The organism is Streptomyces sp. NPDC031274 (assembly GCF_055570235.1).
The window spans coordinates 273,269-293,144 of sequence record NZ_JBVIHP010000002.1 but is presented as its reverse complement, the minus strand read 5'-3'; the positions used below and the strand labels follow the sequence as shown (position 1 = coordinate 293,144).

Genomic DNA, 19,876 nt, shown 5'->3' with positions numbered 1-19,876 from the left:
TCAGGCGTGCTCCCGGTTGCCGACGTCCCTGTTTCGTAAGAACCTCAAGTCCAATATGTCCGGTTCGGATTCATAGGGTGAGTCACATGACCCCCTCCCCCTCCGTAGCACCCGGGGCGCACGACGTGCCCGGCGCGTATGACCCGCGCGCCGTTCGGGTCGATGTCGTCCTGCCCTGTCTCGACGAGGCCGCCGCACTGCCCTGGGTCCTGGAACGCGTCCCCGATGGCTGGCGGGCCGTCGTCGTCGACAACGGCTCCACCGATGGTTCGCCGGACATCGCCCGCGCCCTGGGTGCCACCGTCGTGCACGAGCGGCGGCGCGGCTTCGGGGCCGCCTGCCACGCGGGCCTCACCGCGTCCGACGCGGACATCGTGTGCTTCTGCGACTGCGACGCCTCCCTCGATCCGGGGCTGCTGCGGACGTTCGTACGCAGGGTGGCGGAGGGTGAAGCGGATCTGGTCGTCGGACGGCGCCGCCCCCAGGGACGCGGCGCCTGGCCGCCGCACGCCCGCGCGGGCAACTTGGCGCTCGCCCGGATGCTGCGGCGGCGTACCGGCGTACGTCTGCACGATCTGGGCCCGATGCGGGCTGCGCGGCGCGAGGCGCTGCTCGGGCTCGGCCTGACCGACCGGCGCAGCGGATACCCGCTGCAAATGGTCGTGCGGGCGGCCGACGCCGGCTGGCGGATCGAGGAGCGGGACGTGCCGTATCTGCCGCGCGCCGGGAAGTCGAAGGTCACGGGGACGTGGCTCGGGACGTGGCACGCGGTGCGCGACATGCGGGCCGTGCTCGCGGAACCACCGGGGGCAGCTGCGGAACCACCGCGGGCAGTTTCTGACGGCCCTGTCGATCCTGTCGGTCCCGGCCACTCTGGCGGTTCCGTCGGCCCAGTCGGTCCCGGCGACTCTGGCGGTTCCGGCGACTCTGGCGGTTCCGGCGATCCTGCCGGTACCGGCGGCCCGGTCGGTCCCGGCCACTCTGTCGGTTCCGCCGATCCTGTCGATCCTGTCAATCCCGGCAACCCTGTCGGTCCCGCCGATCCCGGCAACCCTGTCGGTCCCGCCGATCCCGCCGACCCCGGCAACCCTGTCGGTCCCGCCGATCCTGTCGATCCCGGCCACTCTGTCGGTTCCGCCGATCCCGCCGACCCCGTCACCCCCGCGCGGCGAGCGTCAGGCGGTGCCGCGTGACCTCGTACGGGACCACGACCTTGCTCGTCATCGCCAAGGAGCCGCTGCCGGGGCGAGTGAAGACCCGCCTCACCCCGCCCTACTCCCCCGAGGAGGCCGCCGGTCTCGCCGCGGCCTCGCTCGCCGACACTCTCGACACCGTCCTGGCGGCGCCCGCCCACCGACGCGTCCTGGTGCTCGACGGGCAGCCGGGCCCCTGGCTGCCTCCCGGCATCGACGTGGTGCCCCAGTGCGCGGGCGGCCTGGACGAGCGGCTCGCCGCGGCGTTCGCAGGCTGCTCGGGGCCGACCCTCCTGGTCGGCATGGACACCCCCCAGATCACCCCCGGCCTGCTCGCCCCCGCGCTCGGCCCCGACGCCTGGCAGGACTGCGACGCCTGGTTCGGCCCCGCCGTCGACGGCGGCTTCTGGGCGCTGGGTCTCGCCGAGCCCGATCCGGAGCTGCTGCGCGGCGTCCCCATGTCGAGGCCCGACACCGGCGCCCTGCAACGGGCCCGGCTCACCGGCGCCGGGCTGAGGGTGCGCGAGCTGCCCCGGCTGCGCGACGTCGACACGGCCGCCGACGCGGGGAAGGTCGCCGTCGCCGCGCCGGACAGCCGGTTCGCCGCCGCGCTCGCCCGCCTGGCGACGCCGGCCGGGCGCACGGGCACGGGCACGGGCGGCGGCCGATGAGCACCGCACCGCCGGACACGGCCCTCCGCAGGACCGGCCGAGCTGCCACCCCCTGGCGTGCGGATCCGTACACCAACGCCCTGCGCAACGGCCACGGCCCACTGTTCCTGCGCCGCAGCGACGGCTGGCTGCTGCCCCTGGACGTAGAACGCTGGTGTGCGAGTGCCGACGCGGCGGATCTGTCCGCGTTGCGTCGCTGCGAGGGCAGTGTCCTCGACATCGGCTGCGGGCCCGGCCGCCTGGTGGCGGGCGCCGCGGAGCGAGGCCATCGCGTCCTGGGGGTCGATGTCAGCCAGGCGGCCGTCGACCACACGCTCCGACTCGGCGGCACCGCACTGCTCCGCTCCGTCTTCGACGCGCTGCCGGGCGAGGGCCGCTGGGGGACCGCCCTGCTCATCGACGGCAATGTGGGGATCGGCGGCGATCCGGCCGCGCTGCTCGCGCGCGTCGCCCAACTCCTCACCCCTGACGGCCTGTTGATCGTGGAGACCGCGCCGGTGGACGTCGACGAGCGGGTGGAGGTGCACGTGGACGACGGGCACGGCACCCTGGGCGAGCTGTTCCCCTGGGCCCGCCTCGGCACCCCCGCCCTGCTGCGTCACGCCCGTCCGCTCGGCTGGCATCCGGCCGATCAGTGGACCACCGGCGGCCGTTCCTTCCTCGCCCTGCGCCGCGTCTGAAGGACCCGGCACAGGGCGGATCCCGCGAACAGCAGGGCCGTGACGATCAGCCAGCGGACGAGGAAGTCACCGGCCGGGAGCCCGGTGGCGGACTCATAGCGCTCCACCCGTCCGGTGATGAGCGGGAACCAGACCAGCAACAGCGTCCCGGACAGGAAGACCGGAACGCGCACGAAGTTGATCAGCTCCCCGCGGCTCCGCCGCCCTTCGGCGGCGGCCCGCAGCACGCGGTCCGCGAGTGCGTACGCGGGCACGAACAGCAGATCGTGCACCAGCGCGGCACCGACGAACCAGACCGCGATCATCAGCCGATCACCGCTCAGCAGGCGCACCCCCGCATATCCGGCGAGCGCGAACGAGGCAAGGAGCACGAGGAGTTGCAGCGGCCCCTCGCCGTACCACCGGCGCAGTCGGTGTGCCGGACCGGTCATCACAGCTCCCCGAAGGTCAGACGGGACACCCACTTGGTGTTGAGCACGCCGGGCGCGGCCGGAACGATGATCCGTGCCGGGTATCCGTGGTCCGGCGACAGGTCCTGCCCGTTCACGTACAGCGCGAGGAGGGAGCGCGGGTCGCGGACCTGGTTGTCGCGCAACGCGGCCTTGCGGAAGGCCCCGTGCCGCTGCAAGGACTCCACGAGGACGCCCGGCGGGTCCTCGTCGAACCCGGCAAAGGCGGCGAGGTCCCGCAGCCGTACCCCGCGCCACCGCTGGTCCGACGTCGACCAGCCCTCGACGCAGGCGATGGGCAACGCGGCACTGTGCAGCGGCAGTTGGAGCAATTCGCTCCGGGACAGGCTGACATCGTGCCGTGGTCCGCTGACGACCAGCCGCCACAGCTCGCCCGTGTCCCGCGGCTCGACGCCCACCTTCGCGGCCGTCTTGTTGATCTGAAAGCCGTTCGGACCGCTCCCCGGATCGCCGCCGCCGTGCGGCGCGAACAGCGCGGTGCGGCGCAGAGGCCCGTCCACCGTCTGCCCCGCCGTCGTCACGAACAGCAGGGCGGAACCCGCACCGACCATGCCGAGCGCTCCCCGCCGCGACAGGGTCGGCGCCGCGGGCCGGGGCGCCACCAAGCCGCCTTCGTCGATTTCGTCGATTTCGTCGATCGGCTCGGGACGCGGGTCACGCAGCCGTGCGCGCCACCCCGGCTCGCGCAGAACGCGTACGGCCTGGGGCAGGCGCAGCACCACATGGGCCGCGAACGCGGCGAAGAACACCCAGGCACCGTAGAAGTGCAGCGGGTAGAACGAGCCGGGAAAGAGGTACTCCAGCTGGACGTTGAGGACGCCGGTGACGAATTCGAAGAGAGCGCCGCCGACAAGGAGGAGCAGCGACACCCGCTCCAGGGCGTGCCCGATCGAGCGGGCGGGAGGCAGCGTGAAGAGCTTCGGGAGCACCGACCACAGTTTCGCGAGCAGCACCGGGATCAGCGTGATGCCGACCGTGACGTGCAGGCCCTGGTTGAGGCGGTAGAGCCAGTGCGGATCGGTCGGCCAGGCGAAGAGATAGAAGCCGAGGAGGCCCTTGTCGGGTGTCTTGTCGTTGACGGGTGACAGGTTCGGGTTGTACGCGGCGTACGACAGCAGGCCGGTCACGAACAGCACAGTGATACCGACCAGCAGAACGACGCCGAGCACCGAGGTGAGCCAGGGCCCGCGCAGCGGACTGCGCCAGAAACCGGGGTCGGCAGGAGAGGTCACACGTGGTGCGGGGGGCATGGATCGACCGTATGCCGGACCCTGTCCCCCAGCGGGCTCATGACTCATGACGAAACGCTGACGTCGTCCCTCGGAGCCCCGTCAACCGCCCCACCTGCGCCTACCGTGCAGACGTGAGCACCACAGAGCGCACCGACCGCATCGAGCGCACCGGCCGCCGCCGTGACCTGGCCGCGGCGGGGATCGCGGCGCTGCTCGTCGCCGCGGCCGTCGTCATCGGCGCCTCGATCGAGCACGCGGACGGCACCCTGCACCTCAACTGGCCGCCCCTGTACGCCCGATGGGACCCGCACGTCGGCCCTGGCACACCCGCCGCGCTCGTGGTCGCCGTCGTGGTGATCGCGTACGCCCCCGCGCTCGCCGCCCGGCTCTCCTGGCGGCCCCTTCTCCTCGCCGCCTGGGCCGCGTCCATGGCCTGGATCTGGTCGCTCGCGCTGGTCGATGGACCGCGCCGGGGCGTGGCCGAGCGGCTCACCACCAAGTACGAGTACCTCCAGGTCATCGACCGCTTCAAGGACATCCCGGCAACCTTGCGGGACTTCACCCGGCACATCCTGATCGACTCCCCCGGCCACTGGCCCGCCCATACGGCGGGCCATCCGCCGGGCGCCACCCTCACGTTCGTCCTCCTCGACCGCGTCGGCCTGGGCGGCGGCGCCTGGGCCGGGGCCTTCTGCGTCACCGTGGGCAGCACCGCCGTGGCGGCCGTCCTGGTCACCGTGCGCACCCTGGCCGACGAGGCGACCGCTCGCCGGGCGGCGCCCTTCCTCGTCCTGGCACCGGCGGCCATCTGGGTCGGCGTCTCCGCGGACGGCTACTTCGCCGCCGTCACGGCCTGGACGATCGCCCTGCTCGCCCTCGCGGCGACGCGCGCGGTCCGCTTCCCCGGCGCCGCGGCGCTCGGCTCGGGTCTACTGTTCGGCCTCGTCTGCTACCTCTCGTACGGCCTGGTCCTGTTCGGCCTCGTCGCCGCCGCCGTCCTGCTGATCACGCGCACCCCGCGCCCGCTCCCGCTCGTCCTGGCCGGAGCGGCGGTCACGCCGATCGCCTTCACCCTCGCGGGCTTCAGCTGGTGGGAGGCGTACCACCTGCTCGTCGAGCGCTACTACCAGGGGGCGGGCGGCGTCAGACCGTACGGCTACTTCGTCTGGGCCAATCTCGCCTGCACGGTGCTGGTCATCGGCCTCGCGACGGTGGCGGCCCTGCGCAGGACGGCGGCCACCGCTCCCGGCACGTTGCGCCGCCTGCGCACCGGCCGAACCACACCCACCGACCGGCTGACCGCGCTCGTCCTGACCGTCCTCCTCGCCCTCCTCGCGGCCGACCTCTCCGGCATGAGCAAGGCGGAAACGGAACGCATCTGGCTGCCGTTCGCCACGTTCCTGCTCGCGTCGACGGCACTCCTGCCGACGGCGGGTCGGCGCTACTGGCTCACCGCACAGGCCGTACTCGCCCTCGCGATCAACCACTTGCTGTTCACGGGGTGGTGAGTCCTACGAGGTACTCCGGTCGGCGGGCACCGGTGGGCACGGTCGGGTGCCGCTCCACGACGACGGTCGCGGTCATGCCCCCCCTGCTGGTGACGTTCCCCGGTGGTGCCGGGTGGCGGCTCAGTCGATGGCCGGAACGCGGACGGGACGAGGGCGGCTCTTCTCGAGGCGGCGCACAAGTCGCCGGGCGCGGGCGGCCAGACGTGCCCGGGTGCGCTGCCAGGCGCGTCGGTGGCGGGTCGCCGCCAGTTCGGTGAGCAGGAGTTCGTAGCGGCGCACGATGCGTTCGGCGTCGAAGCGGTGGGCGCTCTCCACGGCCGCCGCGCCCAGGGCGCGGCGGCGGGGCCTGTCGTCGATCAGTTCCAGGAGGGCGTCGGCCAGGGCCTTGGCGTCGCCGGTGGGTACGAGGCGCCCGTCGACGCCGTCGCGGATGATCTCGGCGGGGCCCAGCGGGCAGTCGGTGCTGACCACCGCCACGCCGCAGCGCATCGCTTCGACCAGGGTCATGCCGAAGGATTCGGCGTCGGAGGCGGAGGCGACGATCGACGCCTGGGCGAACTCCGCCTCGATCGGGGCCATCGGCCCCATCAGCGTGACGTGCTCGCCCAGAGCGTGGCTGTGGATGAGCTGCTGCAGCGGTTCCTTCTCCGTGCCACCGCCGTAGATGCGCAGGCGCCAGTCGGGGTGCTTGGGGGCGACGTCGGCGAATGCCTCGATGAGCAGGTCGAACCGCTTGCCGCGGACCAGACGCCCGGCCGCGGCCACGACGTTGGCCGTGTGGTCGGCGGCGGTGACGGCCTGGTCGGGAACGATGTTGGGGATGGAAAGGACGCGGACGCCCGGCAGAGCCAGTCGTGCGCGGTAGGTCGCGGCATCGGCCTCGGTGGTGGTGACCACCGCGTCGAGTGTGCGGTAGTGACGGGCGAGTACCCGGCGCAGCTTCTTGCTGTGCGCGTCGTGCCGCAGATGCTCCTGGGCGATGCGCAGGGCGCGGCGCGGTGCGAAGAGGGCCAGGTAGACATTGAGTCCGGGCCGCGTACCGATGATCACATCGGCGTCGCTGGCCGCCAGGTAGTCGCGCGCCCGCAGGTCGTGCAGCCGGGTGTACTGGTGGTGGCGCCGGTCGGCCAGGGGGAAGTCGCGGGCCGGTTCGGCGGATGCCGGGTGCTGTCCGTCGGCTGTGCCGATCCGGGTGTCCACCAGCGGCACAAGCCTCACCCGCGGGTCCACGGTGAAGCGCGGCGTCTCCCGGTGACGCATCAGCGAGGCGATCTCGACGTCGTGGACGTCCGCGAGCGCCGACGCGAGGTTGAGCGTGGTGCGGATGGTGCCGCCGATGGCATAGGCGTTGTGCAGCAGGAACGCGATCTTCATGCGGGAACCTTCTCCCTTCAGCGGCGCCCGGCGGGCCACTGGCGATGGCGACACGCTGGCGGAAAGGGGTAAGGGCGCTTCCTGGCCCAGGTGAGAGGGAGGTAAGAATCCCCTCCGGTGTCGGCCGCGTTCACTCCCAGGTGTTGGCACACTCCTTGATGTGGCCCACACCCTGCTGCTCGCCGAGGACGACCGAGCCATCCGCCAGGCCCTTGAGCGCGCACTGACCCTGGAGGGCTACGACGTGACGGCCGTTGACGACGGCGTCCAGGCGCTGGCCCAGGGGCATCTGCGGCGCCCCGATGTGCTGGTCCTCGACGTGATGATGCCGGGCATCGACGGGCTGCAGGTGTGCCGGGTGCTGCGCGCGGAGGGCGACCGTACGCCGATCCTGATGCTCACCGCCCGGGTGGAGGCCGTGGACCGGATCGCGGGCCTGGACGCGGGCGCCGACGACTATGTGGCCAAGCCCTTCGACGTCGAGGAGGTCTTCGCCCGGCTACGGGCCCTGCTGCGCCGGGCGGGTCCTCGGCCGGCGGGCGAGACGCCCGCCGGGGACACTCTCGGAGTGGCGGATCTGCGGATCGACGGGCAGGCGAGACGGGCCTGGCGAGGCGATCGCGAACTGGGGCTGACCCGCACCGAGTTCGACCTCCTCGAACTCCTCGCCCGCAACAGCGGCATCGTCCTCGACCACCCGACGATCTACGACCGGATCTGGGGCTACGACTTCGGCCCCGGGTCCAAGAACCTCGCCGTCTACGTCGGCTATCTGCGCCGCAAGATCGACACCCCGGACGTGCCCGCCCTGATCCATACGGTGCGGGGCGTCGGCTACGTCCTGAGAGAGGCGTGAGGTGCGCGTCGTCCCCTCCAGTCTGCGCACCACGTTCGCCGTGCTGTTCGCCGCCGTGGCCGTGGCCGTGACGCTGACGGTGGGCTTCCTCAGCTATGACGCGGCGGCCCATCTGGTGCGGGTGGAGGAGCAGGAGGTCTTCGACGAAGTCGTCCATGATCTGCGGGGCCAGGTCCACCAGCGGGAACTGACCGTGTTCGACTACGCCTCCGTGGACCCGGACCACGACGGCCCGCGCGACGACCTGACCCGCAGCACCCGCAGCACCCGCACCGACGTACAGGTCCTGGGCCCCACGGGCGAGATCACCGACCGTGGCACCCCGCCTCTGCCGGTGCGGGGCGCCGACCGGCGGATCGCTTCCTCGCATGCGGCGGGGTCCGTGTCCCGAAGGATCGTCGGCCTCGGGGACGGCCAGTACCGCCTCGCCACCGTCTCGCTCGGCGGCGGACGCGGCGCCGTGCAGGTCGCGCGGGAATTCAGCGACACCGAAGACCTCTTGGAGGAGTTGCAGCGGCGCACCGCGCTCCTCGCCGCGGCGGTGATCGGGGCGTCAGCACTCGCCGGCTGGTGGCTGGCCCGGCGGATCACCGGGCGCCTCGTGCGGTTGACCGCCGCCGCGCAGAGCGTGGCGGAGACCGGCAACCTCCAGGCCGGGGTGCCCGTCGCGGGGCGGGACGAGGTGGCCCGTCTGGGTCACTCCTTCGACCGCATGCTCGACCGTCTCGCCCAGTCGGTGGAGGATCAGCGCCGCCTGGTCCAAGACGCCGGGCACGAACTGCGGACCCCGCTCACTTCGCTGCGTACGAACATCGCGCTCCTCACCCGTATCGATGAACTGCCCGCCACCGCACGCGAGGAGCTGATCGCCGACTTGTCCGGGGAGGCACGCGAGCTCACCGAACTCGTCAACGAACTGGTGGACCTCGCGGCAGGCGCGCACGACGACGAGCCGCTGCGCGAGATCGGCCTCGCCGAGATCGCCGAGGACGTCGCCGTGATCGCCCGGCGGCGTACCGCGCGCACCATCACCGTCGATGCGGACAGCACGCTCGTCGTGGGACGCGCGGGCGCGCTGCAACGGGCGGTGTCCAATCTGGTCGACAACGCCGCCAAGTTCGACCCCGGTGGCACCGGCCCCATCGAGATCACCGTCGTACGCGGCCGTATCACGGTCCTCGACCGGGGCCTGGGCCTCACGCTTCAGGACCGGAGCCGCGTCTTCGACCGCTTCTACCGGGCCCCGGCCGCGCGCGGTCTGCCCGGGTCCGGCCTCGGCCTGTCCATCGTGCGCGAAGTGGCCGACGCGCACGGCGGGACGGTCTTCGCCGAGGAGCGCCCTGGGGGCGGCGCGGCCATCGGATTCACCGTTGGCACCGTCCGTGGCCAGGGCCAGGGCCAGGGGCGGGGGCGGGAAGGGGCGGAGTGATCATGACGCGGCCGCACACGGCTCACGCTGAACGCGCACGCGGATCACCCGGTTCGCGGCCGTCTTCTGCAACAGCCCGTACGCCAGGACCGGCAGGAGCAGATGCGGCTTGTCGGGCAGCGCGGTGGTCAGGAGGACGGCGCTCGCACTGCTGTTGTTCATTCCGCAGGCGAGGGTGAGCGAGGAGGCCACCGGAGCGTCCAGGCGCAGAACGCGGGCCGTGAGACGGCCGAGGGCGAAGGAGAACGCGCACACCAGTGCGGCCACCGCGACGGCCGCCACGCAGAGCAGCGGGCGCGGCCGGGCCAGGAACGAGCCCAGCGCGCCGCTGGCATTGACGTAGGTCAGAAGGAGCGAACCCACGAGCGCCACGGGCACGACGGTGGCCGAGAGCCGCTCGGCCCACCGCACCGGCAACGAGCAGCGGCACAACACGCCCGCCGCGCACGGCAGTACCACCGCGGTGAGGGTGAACCCGCTGTCCAGGCTCCGTCCGGCCTGCGCCAGTGTGCTCGCGTAGCCGCCCTTGAGCAGCGGAGCCAGCGCCCTCACGACCAGCGGGACGGTGAGGGGGCTGACCAGGGTGGAGAGCAGGACCAGGCCCACCATGACCGGTTGGTCGCCCTGTCCCTTGCCGGCCCAGACGGTGGCGCCCGCGGCGACCGGCATCGCCACGACGAGGATCATCGCGGTGACCAGACCGCTGCCTCCGTCGGTGTCCGGGGAGCCGCGCAGCAGGAACACGAGCGGCGGGATGATCAGCAGTGGGGCCACGACGTGCAGGGTGATCCCGGCCAGCAGGATGCTCGGCCGGCGCAGCAGGCGCCCCAACGACCGGACCGGTACCTGGATTCCCGCCGAGAACAGCACCAACGCCAGCAGGGAAGCAGGGGTGTGCAGGTGCGGCCGGTTTCCGTGGCCGAGCGGCAGGGCGTGCGGGAGGCGCAGCCATTCGCCCGGGCCCGGCAGAAGCAGCGCGGCGAGATAGGCGAGGCACACGGCCGTGCCGAGGCGTCGGCGCAGCACGCCGGTGACCCGGTCGCATCGGGAGTCCATGCCCCTCATGTTCCGCACTCCGGTCACGGTGCGCGGCATGTGCCACACGGCAGTCAGGAACCGTTCAGGATCCCGGTGACAGCGTCGGCCGCATGACATCCGAAAGCGCCCGGGAACCGTTCCCGACCGCTGCAAAGGGGACGGCGGGCTCGGCCTCGGCGCGGTGGTGACGAGCGCGCGGTTCCGGCTAGGCGACGTCTGAGACAGGCTCTTCCCGGTCATGCGGGCGGCAGTCCGAGGATGAACCGGGCCCCGGGAGTGTGCCCCGCGTCGTGGTGCACCTCCCCGCCCGCGGAGCGGGCCAGGCGCCGTGCGAGCGGCAGGCCGAGGCCCGCTCCGCCGTGTCCGTCACCGGGGTCGGCACGGCGGCCGGGCACGAAGAGCTCCTCGGCGAAGGACGGCGGCACACCGGGGCCGTCGTCGGTGACGGCGACGCGTACGCCGTCGGGTGCGCGGCCGACATGCACCGTCACGTGCGTACGGGCGTACCGAACGGCGTTGGCGAGCAGCGGGCTGACGGCACGTTCGAGCAGGGCGGTGGTGACTCCCGCTTCCACGAGCGGGACCTCCTCGGTGACGCTGAGCGTCAAATGGCCTGTGGGGCCGAGCTGTTCGGTCAGGCGGCGCAGGGCGGGCAGCACGCGTACCGTGCCGGGTGTGGCGGGCGTGTCCTCCCGGGCGTCGTGCAGGAGGGTGTCGCAGATGGTGTTCATGGATGCTGCGGACCGGGCGATGACGTCGTGGACGGTCAGGGTGTCGGCGGCGGTGCGGGGGCGGGAGTGCCACCAGTCAAGTTCGGCGATGATGCGGCTGAGCGGGGTACGCAGCTCGTGCGAGAGCTCCGCGGTGAGTTGCCGCTCATGGCGGAGCAGGGTCCGGATGCGGTCCAGGAGGGCGTCCAACGACGCTCCGAGCAGAGCGAGTTCGTCCGGGCGGTCCGGGGAACCGAAGCGTTCCCCCGAGGTGACGGCACTCCACTGGGTGGCCTGTTCGGTCATGGTGCCGACGGGGCGCAGTGCGCGGCCCACGGCCAGCCGGGTCAGTGTGTAGGTGCAGGCGAGCATCACGGCGTCCAGGACGAGTGATCCGCGGAGCAAGGTGTCCGCCGAGCTTCGGTAGGGAGCCAGGTCAAGGGCCGTGACGACCGTGGCGTCGACGGCGGGGCCGGGCAGCTGCCGCGAGCAGAGGCGGATGGAACCGTCGCCTCCCGTGGTGGCGCAGCCGCGCCCGTCGTCGGTGGCGAGTTCGCGGGCGGCACGCGTCGTGGGGCTCGCCGCGGTGGCGTTGGGGGGCTGTTCGACCAGGCGTGCGCCGTCGTAGATCCATACGTTGCTGTCGAGGAGTTCGTCGTGGGCGCCTTCGTGGACGCTCACGCGGGGGCCGCCGGTGTCGACGGTGGTGGCGACGGCCGCGGCCCGCGTGCGCAGTTCGTCGTCCGCCTGGCGCATCAGGTGCCGGCGGACGACCGTGTTGAAGGCGGCCGTGAGGATCACGATCAGGAGCGTGGCCGCGGTGAGGGCCACCAGGGACAGGCGTCCGCGCAAGGTGCGGGGCACGAGGCGCGTCGGGAGAGCGGTCATGACAGACGGTGGCCGACGCCGCGAGCCGTGCCGATGGTCAGGGTGCTGCCCGCGCCGTGCAGTTTGCGGCGCAGACGGGTCAGGTACTGGTCGAGGGTGTTGTCATTGACCCGGGCGCCGTCCGGCCAGCCCGCCCTGATCAGTTCACGGCGGGTCACGACGGCCCCGGACGCGGCCATCAGGGCAGCGAGGAGTCGGAACTCCGTCGGTGTCAGGGCGATTTCGACCTTTCCCAGAGTGCATCGATGGCGTACGGCGTCCAGGCTCAGGTCACCGGTGGTCACGGGGTGTACGGGTGCCGCGCGCTTGAGGGCCGCCCGGAGCCTGGCCATCAGTTCCGCGAGGTGGAACGGCTTGGGCAGATAGTCGTCACCGCCCGCCGAGAACCCGGACAACCGGTCCGTCAACCGGTGACGGGCCGTGAGGAAGATGATGGGGAAAACCAGTCCGTTCGCGCGCATTGCCTGGCACACGTCCCGGCCGTCCGCGTCGGGCAGGCCGACGTCGAGCAGGGCGGCGGCGATGTCCCCGGTGGCGAGTCTCAGCGCGGTGGCGCCGTCCGGGGCGGGCAGCGGATCGAAGTCCTCGTCGCGCAGGCCGCGCAGCAGCACGTCCCGCAACGCGTGATCGTCCTCAGCGACCAGGATCTTGCGCTTCATGGCCCTCCATCGGGTACGGTGCCGTTCGCGTCGCACAGGGGGTGAGCCGCTCGGGCAGCCACCAGGACGCGGCGCACAGGCACAGCCCCAGCCAGCCGACGGCGAACAGCCAGCCGCCGATCACATCGGTGAACCAGTGCACCGCGAGGTCGGCTCTGGTCAGCCCGACGAGCAGCCCCCAGCACGCGACCACGACCGTCAGGAATGTCCTGCCGCGCGGCGCGCGCAGCTGTACGGCAATGATCACGAGACCCGCCGTGAGGGTGGCCGTCGTCGTGTGACCGGAGGGGAACGCCCACCCCGAGGCGTGCGTCGCCCAGTCCGCGTGCGGCGGGCGTGGCCGCTGGATGAGGCTCATCGCGCCGAAGCGCAGCGCCTGCCCCGCCACGAGACAGACCAGACCGAGCACGGCACCCCACGCCCTGAGGCGCGCCGTGCGCCCCACCAACAGCCCCGCCAGCACGACGAGGACGTACGGGACGACTCCTGTGCCGGTGTGGGTCGCACCGCGGGCGAGGGCGATCACCGCGTCCGGCCGGTGTCCGACGGACCATGCGAGCACGTCGTCGTCCAGCGCGAACGGGTCGCCGTCACGGCCGATCAGGACCATGGCCAGGACGCCGAAGGCCACCCATGCGGCGAGTCCGAGGATGCCGACCAACTCCGCGACCTCCCTGCGTTTCATGACGCGATCAGCAGCGGGCGCAGTGGGGACGCGGTCAGACGCCGGGCAAGGGACCACGGCCGTCGGCGCAGCAGGAGCACGCAGGTGATGGCGACCAACGGCGGCGACCAGAGCGACACCGCGGTGTCGAGCCAACCGGGCGTGTGAGCCGCCAGGTGGACCACATCCGTGTACGCGGGTCCGTCGATCGATGCCCCGTCGAAGCCTGTCGTCATCCCTGGCCTCTTTCGTCCGCGCCGCGACTGTTGCGATCGACTACAATCCTGTAGACGGTCTACTCGACTGTAGACGATAGCGGGGTGAGGAACGCTCCCATGAGCCACGCAGACGACGAGCGCCGCCCGTCAGGTGAACTGGAAGCCGCGGTCATGGCCACCCTGTGGGCCGCCGACGGGCCGCGCACCCCGGGGCAGGTGCAGGGCGAACTCGCGGGCGACCTGGCCCGGACCACAGTGACAACGATCTTGACCCGCCTGTTCGAGAAGGGCATCGTCGGCCGCGAGCGCCAAGGCCGCGGCTTCGCCTACTTTCCGGTGCAGGACGCCCCGGGGTTGACGGCACGGCGCATGCACACGGAACTCGACCGGGAGAGCGACCGCGAGTCGGCACTTGCCCGGTTCGTCGACCAACTCGATCCCGATGACGAGCAGTTGCTGCGCCAGCTCCTAGAGGGCGACTAGAGGCGGCTAGAGGGCGACACAATCATGATCACACTGGCCCTGCTCCTGATCACGCTGGCGGTGCCGTTCGCGGCGGCGCCCCTGGCACGGCACACCGTGCAACGCCTGGCTCCCGCCTGCGCGCTGCGCGTCCTCACCACCAGCGCGCTCGTTCTGGCGGGCGCCTCAGTGATCGCACTCGGCACGCTCGTCCTCACCGGCCTGCTCATGCTCCCGGGCCTCGCCGCGCTCGGCGAACTCATCCGCCCCCTGCGCGCGCCATCGGCCCTCTTCGTGCTCCCGCTGGCCACCGCCGCCACCGGCACACTCGCCCTCAGCGCCTGGAAACTGGGGCGCTCCGCCCTGCGCCAACTGCACGACTTCCGCTCGGCGACCAGCGAGGCCGACCGCCGCCCCACCGCGGGCGACCTGTGTGTCGTCGATTCGCCGCACCCCGACGCCTACGCCCTGCCCGGCCGCACGCATCGCATCGTCGTCACCACGGCGATGCTGCGCAGCCTCGACGCGGCCGAGCGCGAGGCGCTGTTCGCCCACGAACGAGCCCACAACCGCGGCCACCACCACCGCTTCCTCGCCACGGCCGAGCTGACGGCCCACTGCCACCCCGCACTGGGCCCGATGCGCACCGCCATCCGCCTCGCCGTCGAACGAGCCGCCGACGAATCCGCCGCCCAGGCGACAGGCGACCGGCGTCTGACCGCACGCGCCATCGCCCGCGCGGCCCTCGTCAGCCACACCACTCGCTCCGGCCGCCCGGGGTTCGCCCCGGCGGCGACCTCGGGCCCCGTCCCGCAGCGCGTCGCCGCCCTGCTCTCCCCCGCCCCGTCCCGCTCACGCTCCGCGCCTTGGATCGCCGTCCTGCTCGCCGTATGCGCGGCCGTCTCCGTCGCGGCCGGGGCGACCGGGGCGATCGCCTTTCACCACGAGGTCGAGGTCGCACAGGGCGAAGTGCCCCGCTGACGGAGCATCGACTCACCGGCTGCCGCCTAGCCTGCTGCCGCCTAGCCTGCTGCCGCCTCCCCTGTTGCCGACTCACTGACTGCCGACTCACCGGCTGCCGCTCGGGCCCAACCCCGCACCGGAGCTACGCGCCTCCGGTGAACATGTCGATCAGGCTGTGCGGTGCGCTGTCGCCGAAGAGCAGATCGTGAAGCTCGTTGCCGTCATGGGCAGCCGCGGCGCTGCGGGGGAACAGCGCCTGCTCGTACGCGGTGAGCGCGGTCTCGACATCATCGGGGTGCTCGGCGAGAGCCTTGCCGAGTTCGGCGCCGTCGAACATGGCCAGGTTGGCGCCTTCGCCGTTCGGGGACGCGAGGTGGGCGGCGTCGCCGAGCAGGGTGACCCCCGGCACCCGATCCCACCGGTGCTCGGCAGGCAGGGCGCTGAGGGTGCGCAGGACCGGCGGGGTCTCACCGTCGGTGATCAGTGCGGTGAGCTCCGGCGCCCATCCGTCGAACTCCCGCGCGATCCGTGCGGCGGCCGCGGCGGAATCGGTGAAATCGATGTCGGCGAACCAGTCCTGCGACTCGGAGAGCGCCACGTAGGTGTGGAGGGTTCCGCCGCTCTCCCTGTGCGCCTGGATCCCCTTCCCCGGCGCGAGCGCGAACAGCGACCCGCCGCCGACCGCTTTCGCGCTGGCCGGGTGCCGGGTGTCGCCCTCGAACAGATAGGTCTCGACGAACGATCTGCCGATGTACTCGGGTTTCGCTTCGGAGAGCAGCGGCCGGACCCGCGACCACGCACCGTCAGCCCCTACCAGCAGGCCCGTGTCGACCGTGGCGCCGTCGGTGAAGTCCACCCCGTGGCGCCCGTCACCGAGGGCACGGACACCGCTGACCTTGTGGCCCCACCGGACAGTGCCGACGGGCAGCGATTCGAGCAGGGTCCGTCGCAGCTCGCCGCGGAGCACCTCGGGGCGCCCGCGCTCGCTGTCGTCGTCGAACAGAACGGTCCCGTCCGACGCGAGGACCCGTGTCGCCTCGCGGCCCTCGAGAACGAGGCCGCGGAACTCGTCCATCAGGTCTGCCGCCTGGAGGGCCGACTGGCCGCTGCCCTCATGGATGTCGAGCATCCCGCCCTGCGCGCGGGCCGTCGGAGAGGCCTCCGCCTCGTAGACCGTGGCCGGGATTCCGTGGACGTGCAGGACGCGGGCGAGCGTGAGGCCGCCGAGCCCGGCGCCGATGATCGTGACTGGAGTGTTCATGGTGGCTCCTCGCGTGCGGCACGCCCGCCGGATGAGAACCGGGCAGGTCATGTCATCTCTGGATCTCTGGATCTCTGGATCTTTGAATCCCTGCATGTCTGGAATGTTGTTCCAGAACCAGACTGGAACCTTGTTCCAGAGATGTCAAGCTGGAACAAGGTTCCAGAGCCGTGTCAGGATGTGCGCATGGCAACCAGGGCACGTCGTACAGAACGCCGGGAGGAACCGCTCTCCCGTGAGCGCATCGTCGAGGCGGCCATCGAGCTGCTCGACACGGCGGGCGAGCGCGGACTCACGTTCCGCGCGCTCGCCGAGCACCTCACCACCGGGCCCGGTGCGATCTACTGGCACGTCACGGGCAAGGACGAGCTTCTCAGCGCCGCCACGCACGCCGTCGTGGCCGCCACCGTGCCCGCAGGCAACGCCGATTCAACGCCGCAGGAGCAGATCCGCACCCTCGCACTCGGCGTGTTCGACGCGATCGAGACCCACCCGTGGATCGGCACTCAACTCTCCCGCGCCCCGGGCCAGTCACCGATGCTGCGGGTCTTCGAGCACCTCGGCCGTCAGGTCCAGGCGCTCGGAGTACCCCACACCGCGCAGTTCACCGCCGTATCCGCACTCCTGAACTACGTCGTCGGAGTGGCCGGACAGAACGCGGCCGACGCCCGCGCGCACCACGCACGCCGACCGGACACGGGCCGGGCCGAGTTCCTCGACACCGCCGCCACCGCGTGGGCAAACCTCGATCCCGACGAGTACGCGTTCACCCGGGGCGTCGCGGATCAACTACGCGATCACGACGACCGGGACGAGTTCCTCGCCGGGATCGACCTCATCGTCACCGGAATCACCGCTCGCTACGAGCGGCACCGGCCATCGGCTTCAGGAGCCGCTCAGTAGATGTTGGCCTCCACCGCGGGGCCGTCGCCCCGCGTGCTGTTGATCTGGGCCCGCAGCGAGATCTCGTCGTAGACACGGAACTCCCGGACGATCCGGCCGTCCTGGATCAGGAACTGGGAGACGCCGAGCATGGTCACCGGCCGATCCGTCAGCTGACCGAAGGCCGGCGTGCCCCGGTAGGTGCCGTGCATGGTCCACGTCACGGCCACCCGCAGACCGGCGTACCGCGGCGAGAAGTTGGTCTGCACGTCCCGTACCTCGAACCGGGCGTCGGGGAAGGCGCCGACCATGGCCATCAGATCGCTCTGGTAGCGCTCCGGGCGGATGACGGTCCGGTCGCCGATCGTGTGCAGAAAGAGGTCACGCGCCATGAAGTCGTTGACCTTCTGCAGTCGGCGCTGTGTCCATACCTCGTCGATGAACTCGAGGACCATCTCGCACTCGGGCCGGAACTCGTCAGGCCGCGGTCCGCTGACACCGGCCAGCAGGACGTCCTTCGGCGGCTCCTCGGTCATCGACCCGCTGTACCCCTGGAACCGCAGCGCGCGGGCTGCTTCGTCCGGGTCGATGCCGCGCTGCAGACAGGTGGCGAGCTCGTCGCGGACCACCCACTCCTCGACCATCCGGCCGCGGCGGTAGAGGCAGTTGGCGACCGTGCGCTTGCGGATGCGGATGTTCCGGCCGTCGACCAGGTGCTCGTCGGCGGAGAAGACGAGGTGCGAGCTGAGGAAGGCGTCATCGCCACGGGCCTCCCACACCACGTCCTCGGCCTGGCCGATGTGCCCGGGCGTGCTGCCCATGCGCATCGTCGTGCCCTCGATCACGCCGTCGCGGCCCACCACCGTGCCGAGGCTGGTGTGGACGATCGAGTCCGGCTCGTAGTTGTCGACGATGTAGGAGATGTCCCGGCCGACCCAGATGCGGTCGGTGACCTCACGGATGAAGTCGTCGGGGTCCTGGTAGGGGAGGTAGGCGACGGGGTCCAGCGGCATGACGGGTACCTTTCTCGTTTCTCGTTCTGTCTGTGTGTCTGTCTGTCGTGTGTCTGCGTGCCTGTGTGTCTGCGTGCCTGTGTGCCTGTGTATCTGCGCGTCTGCGTGTCTGCCTGCATGCGTATGTACGCACATGAATATGAAGCGGTGTGCCACTCACCCGGCGAACTTGTCCGCCCCCAGGTGACTCCGGTACGTCTCCGTCATGAAGGCACTCACGACCACGAGGGCCACGACCGCGGCCGCCGCGAGATAGACCCACACGGCATAGATCGTGTCGAAGCTGTTGACCAGCAGGGCGGCGACGAACGGCGTGATCCCCATGAAGATGGAGAACGAGCTGTTGTACGCGATGGCGCTCGCACTGAACCGGGTGCGTGTCGCGAAGAGTTCGGCCGTGCAGACCGTGACGATGCCGGTCAGGAAGAACTCGGGGACGATGTAGATGAGTTGGCTCGCGACGGCCGCGCCGAAGGTGCCGCCCTCGCCAACCCGGAAGGCCAGCGGGACAAGGACGATGCACGCGACGGCGCCGGTGACGAGCATCGGTTTACGGCCGATCCGGTCCGAGATGATGCCCGCGAGGGGCAGCAGCGGGATGAGTACGGCGACCGAGATCGCGTTGGACGTCAGGGCCATCCAGCGGGGCAGACCGAGGGTCCCGGTCAGATACTCGGGATAGAACGTGACCCAGCTGTAGGACAGGATCGCGAGCATGATGGAGACGCCGCAGTAGGCGAGGATCGGCCGCCACTGCGTGCGCAGCGCCTCCAGGACCGGGGACTTGACGACGTCCGCGCCGTCCGCCGTGGCACGGACGAACTCGGGTGATTCCTCGATGCGCCCCCGCAGCCAGATACCGACCGCGCTCAGCGGCAGCGCGAGAAGAAACGGGATGCGCCAACCCCACGAGTCGAGCGCGGGACCCTGGAACACCCAGCTGGTGAGCGCGGCGGTACCGGCTCCGGCGAGGATGCCCGCGAAACAGCTGTTGGAGGCGTACGAGGCGTAGTAGCCGCGCCGCTTCGGCTCCGCCCACTCCACGATGAAGGCCACCGCGCCGACGTACTCGCCGCCCGACACCATGCCCTGGATGACGCGCAGGAACAGGAGGAGCAGGGGCGCGAAGATCCCGATCTGCTGATACGTCGGCAGAGCTCCGATCAGGGCCGTGGCCACACCCATGAGCACGATGGTCCACAGCAGCGTCTTCTTGCGGCCCACCCGGTCGCCCCAGCGGCCGACGAGCGTCCCGCCCAGGGGGCGGAACAGACAGGCGATGGCGATGATCGCGTACGTGCTCAGCACGGCCACGGCCTGGTTGCTCTGCGGGAAGAAGGCGGGGGCCAGGACCGGCGCCATGTAGCCGTAGAGGCCGTAGTCGAACTGTTCGACGAAGTTTCCGATGCTTCCCGCGCCGATGGCTCGACGTATGGCTATCCGCTTCTCCGCTTCGTCCCCTTGGGGGCCGACTGCGGTGGTGGGCGGCGCTACAGCGGACATGGCTTCTCCGTTCGCGCGGTTTCATGGCTGTGGCTACGGCACTGAATCTGACTCTGGCTCTGGCTCTGGCTCTGGCTCTGGCTCTGGCTCTGGCTCTGGCTATGCATACGTATGAACTTCTGCCGAACACTAAGGAGCGCGACGGAGGCAGTCAATAGGTGGATGCGAGGCGTCCCGCGCGGTGTGCGGACGACCCACCCGT

General features: G+C 71.3%; 19 protein-coding genes and 1 pseudogene. 9 read left to right on the top strand and 11 right to left on the bottom strand.

Going from position 1 to position 19,876, the window contains the following annotated elements; all coding sequences use genetic code 11:
- Window positions 1-86 precede the first annotated feature (86 nt).
- The 3 genes and pseudogenes from ACZ5CR_RS04240 to ACZ5CR_RS04230 form a co-directional block, all read left to right on the top strand.
- Window positions 87-825 (top strand): annotated as a pseudogene (locus ACZ5CR_RS04240) (glycosyltransferase family 2 protein); the annotation flags it as partial.
- Window positions 826-1,189: 364 nt separating this feature from the next.
- Complete coding sequence (locus ACZ5CR_RS04235) at window positions 1,190-1,864, top strand: TIGR04282 family arsenosugar biosynthesis glycosyltransferase (protein ID WP_468853386.1); 675 nt, start codon at window positions 1,190-1,192, stop codon at window positions 1,862-1,864.
- Entirely contained in the window at window positions 1,861-2,544 is a 684-nt protein-coding gene (locus tag ACZ5CR_RS04230) for a class I SAM-dependent methyltransferase (RefSeq protein WP_468853385.1), read from the top strand. Before ACZ5CR_RS04235 ends, ACZ5CR_RS04230 begins: the two co-directional genes overlap by 4 nt.
- On the opposite strand, the gene ACZ5CR_RS04225 is transcribed toward ACZ5CR_RS04230, so the two are convergent.
- Window positions 2,496-2,975, bottom strand: coding sequence for a hypothetical protein (locus ACZ5CR_RS04225; RefSeq protein WP_468853384.1), 480 nt, complete (start codon window positions 2,973-2,975; stop codon window positions 2,496-2,498). The two genes, ACZ5CR_RS04230 and ACZ5CR_RS04225, sit on opposite strands and share 49 nt — an antisense overlap.
- Entirely contained in the window at window positions 2,975-4,264 is a 1,290-nt protein-coding gene (locus ACZ5CR_RS04220) for a molybdopterin-dependent oxidoreductase (protein ID WP_468853383.1), read from the bottom strand. Before ACZ5CR_RS04220 ends, ACZ5CR_RS04225 begins: the two co-directional genes overlap by 1 nt.
- Window positions 4,265-4,377: 113 nt before the next feature.
- Between ACZ5CR_RS04220 and ACZ5CR_RS04215 the strand changes: the two genes are divergently transcribed.
- On the top strand, window positions 4,378-5,754 hold the full coding sequence (locus ACZ5CR_RS04215) for a hypothetical protein (RefSeq protein WP_468853382.1): 1,377 nt from the start codon (window positions 4,378-4,380) through the stop codon (window positions 5,752-5,754).
- A 120-nt stretch (window positions 5,755-5,874) separates the two neighbouring features.
- On the opposite strand, the gene ACZ5CR_RS04210 is transcribed toward ACZ5CR_RS04215, so the two are convergent.
- Window positions 5,875-7,128, bottom strand: a complete 1,254-nt coding sequence (locus ACZ5CR_RS04210; RefSeq protein WP_468853380.1) for a glycosyltransferase family 4 protein — start codon at window positions 7,126-7,128, stop codon at window positions 5,875-5,877.
- Between the two features lie 160 nt (window positions 7,129-7,288).
- Between ACZ5CR_RS04210 and ACZ5CR_RS04205 the strand changes: the two genes are divergently transcribed.
- Together ACZ5CR_RS04205 and ACZ5CR_RS04200 are read left to right on the top strand one after the other, a co-directional pair.
- Window positions 7,289-7,984 (top strand): response regulator transcription factor, encoded by a 696-nt coding sequence (locus ACZ5CR_RS04205; protein ID WP_468853379.1) that lies wholly within the window; start codon window positions 7,289-7,291, stop codon window positions 7,982-7,984.
- A gap of 1 nt (window position 7,985) precedes the next feature.
- Window positions 7,986-9,413: a sensor histidine kinase gene (locus tag ACZ5CR_RS04200; RefSeq protein ID WP_468853378.1), complete on the top strand. Its 1,428-nt coding sequence runs from the start codon at window positions 7,986-7,988 to the stop codon at window positions 9,411-9,413.
- Here the strand turns inward: ACZ5CR_RS04200 and ACZ5CR_RS04195 are convergent, their stop codons facing one another.
- The 5 genes from ACZ5CR_RS04195 to ACZ5CR_RS04175 form a co-directional block, all read right to left on the bottom strand.
- Window positions 9,414-10,469: a bile acid:sodium symporter family protein gene (locus tag ACZ5CR_RS04195; RefSeq protein WP_468853376.1), complete on the bottom strand. Its 1,056-nt coding sequence runs from the start codon at window positions 10,467-10,469 to the stop codon at window positions 9,414-9,416.
- A gap of 218 nt (window positions 10,470-10,687) precedes the next feature.
- Complete coding sequence (locus tag ACZ5CR_RS04190; RefSeq protein ID WP_468853374.1) at window positions 10,688-12,049, bottom strand: ATP-binding protein; 1,362 nt, start codon at window positions 12,047-12,049, stop codon at window positions 10,688-10,690.
- Complete coding sequence (locus tag ACZ5CR_RS04185) at window positions 12,046-12,708, bottom strand: response regulator transcription factor (protein WP_468853373.1); 663 nt, start codon at window positions 12,706-12,708, stop codon at window positions 12,046-12,048. The genes ACZ5CR_RS04190 and ACZ5CR_RS04185 overlap by 4 nt, the downstream gene beginning before the upstream one ends.
- Window positions 12,683-13,393 (bottom strand): phosphatase PAP2 family protein, encoded by a 711-nt coding sequence (locus ACZ5CR_RS04180; RefSeq protein ID WP_468853372.1) that lies wholly within the window; start codon window positions 13,391-13,393, stop codon window positions 12,683-12,685. The genes ACZ5CR_RS04185 and ACZ5CR_RS04180 overlap by 26 nt, the downstream gene beginning before the upstream one ends.
- On the bottom strand, window positions 13,390-13,608 hold the full coding sequence (locus ACZ5CR_RS04175; RefSeq protein WP_468853371.1) for a hypothetical protein: 219 nt from the start codon (window positions 13,606-13,608) through the stop codon (window positions 13,390-13,392). Before ACZ5CR_RS04175 ends, ACZ5CR_RS04180 begins: the two co-directional genes overlap by 4 nt.
- 99 nt (window positions 13,609-13,707) lie before the next feature.
- Between ACZ5CR_RS04175 and ACZ5CR_RS04170 the strand changes: the two genes are divergently transcribed.
- Window positions 13,708-14,073, top strand: coding sequence for a BlaI/MecI/CopY family transcriptional regulator (locus ACZ5CR_RS04170; RefSeq protein WP_468853370.1), 366 nt, complete (start codon window positions 13,708-13,710; stop codon window positions 14,071-14,073).
- A 24-nt stretch (window positions 14,074-14,097) separates the two neighbouring features.
- Entirely contained in the window at window positions 14,098-15,033 is a 936-nt protein-coding gene (locus ACZ5CR_RS04165) for a M56 family metallopeptidase (protein WP_468853369.1), read from the top strand.
- Window positions 15,034-15,157: 124 nt separating this feature from the next.
- Here ACZ5CR_RS04165 and ACZ5CR_RS04160 read toward each other — a convergent pair whose 3' ends face one another.
- Entirely contained in the window at window positions 15,158-16,276 is a 1,119-nt protein-coding gene (locus ACZ5CR_RS04160) for an FAD-dependent oxidoreductase (protein WP_468853367.1), read from the bottom strand.
- A gap of 186 nt (window positions 16,277-16,462) precedes the next feature.
- Here ACZ5CR_RS04160 and ACZ5CR_RS04155 point away from each other — a divergent pair, with 186 nt between their 5' ends.
- The gene (locus ACZ5CR_RS04155; RefSeq protein WP_468853365.1) at window positions 16,463-17,179 is read left to right on the top strand and encodes a TetR/AcrR family transcriptional regulator; all 717 of its coding nucleotides are present in this window, start codon (window positions 16,463-16,465) and stop codon (window positions 17,177-17,179) included.
- Here ACZ5CR_RS04155 and ACZ5CR_RS04150 read toward each other — a convergent pair.
- Window positions 17,173-18,171 (bottom strand): nuclear transport factor 2 family protein, encoded by a 999-nt coding sequence (locus ACZ5CR_RS04150; protein WP_468853364.1) that lies wholly within the window; start codon window positions 18,169-18,171, stop codon window positions 17,173-17,175. The genes ACZ5CR_RS04155 and ACZ5CR_RS04150 overlap by 7 nt on opposite strands.
- A 156-nt stretch (window positions 18,172-18,327) precedes the next feature.
- Complete coding sequence (locus tag ACZ5CR_RS04145; RefSeq protein WP_468853363.1) at window positions 18,328-19,674, bottom strand: MFS transporter; 1,347 nt, start codon at window positions 19,672-19,674, stop codon at window positions 18,328-18,330.
- Between the last annotated feature and the right edge of the window lie 202 nt (window positions 19,675-19,876).

Excerpts from the sequence above, each read along its gene's own strand:
- ACZ5CR_RS04230 (WP_468853385.1), top strand. The coding sequence starts at position 1,861 with ATGAGCACCGCACCGCCGGACACGGCCCTCCGCAGGACCGGCCGAGCT.
- ACZ5CR_RS04225 (WP_468853384.1), bottom strand. The coding sequence starts at position 2,975 with ATGACCGGTCCGGCACACCGACTGCGCCGGTGGTACGGCGAGGGGCCG.
- ACZ5CR_RS04220 (WP_468853383.1), bottom strand. The coding sequence starts at position 4,264 with ATGCCCCCCGCACCACGTGTGACCTCTCCTGCCGACCCCGGTTTCTGG.
- ACZ5CR_RS04210 (WP_468853380.1), bottom strand. The coding sequence starts at position 7,128 with ATGAAGATCGCGTTCCTGCTGCACAACGCCTATGCCATCGGCGGCACC.
- ACZ5CR_RS04195 (WP_468853376.1), bottom strand. The coding sequence starts at position 10,469 with ATGGACTCCCGATGCGACCGGGTCACCGGCGTGCTGCGCCGACGCCTC.
- ACZ5CR_RS04190 (WP_468853374.1), bottom strand. The coding sequence starts at position 12,049 with ATGACCGCTCTCCCGACGCGCCTCGTGCCCCGCACCTTGCGCGGACGC.
- ACZ5CR_RS04185 (WP_468853373.1), bottom strand. The coding sequence starts at position 12,708 with ATGAAGCGCAAGATCCTGGTCGCTGAGGACGATCACGCGTTGCGGGAC.
- ACZ5CR_RS04180 (WP_468853372.1), bottom strand. The coding sequence starts at position 13,393 with ATGAAACGCAGGGAGGTCGCGGAGTTGGTCGGCATCCTCGGACTCGCC.
- ACZ5CR_RS04175 (WP_468853371.1), bottom strand. The coding sequence starts at position 13,608 with ATGACGACAGGCTTCGACGGGGCATCGATCGACGGACCCGCGTACACG.
- ACZ5CR_RS04170 (WP_468853370.1), top strand. The coding sequence starts at position 13,708 with ATGAGCCACGCAGACGACGAGCGCCGCCCGTCAGGTGAACTGGAAGCC.
- ACZ5CR_RS04165 (WP_468853369.1), top strand. The coding sequence starts at position 14,098 with ATGATCACACTGGCCCTGCTCCTGATCACGCTGGCGGTGCCGTTCGCG.
- ACZ5CR_RS04160 (WP_468853367.1), bottom strand. The coding sequence starts at position 16,276 with ATGAACACTCCAGTCACGATCATCGGCGCCGGGCTCGGCGGCCTCACG.
- ACZ5CR_RS04155 (WP_468853365.1), top strand. The coding sequence starts at position 16,463 with ATGGCAACCAGGGCACGTCGTACAGAACGCCGGGAGGAACCGCTCTCC.
- ACZ5CR_RS04150 (WP_468853364.1), bottom strand. The coding sequence starts at position 18,171 with ATGCCGCTGGACCCCGTCGCCTACCTCCCCTACCAGGACCCCGACGAC.
- ACZ5CR_RS04145 (WP_468853363.1), bottom strand. The coding sequence starts at position 19,674 with ATGTCCGCTGTAGCGCCGCCCACCACCGCAGTCGGCCCCCAAGGGGAC.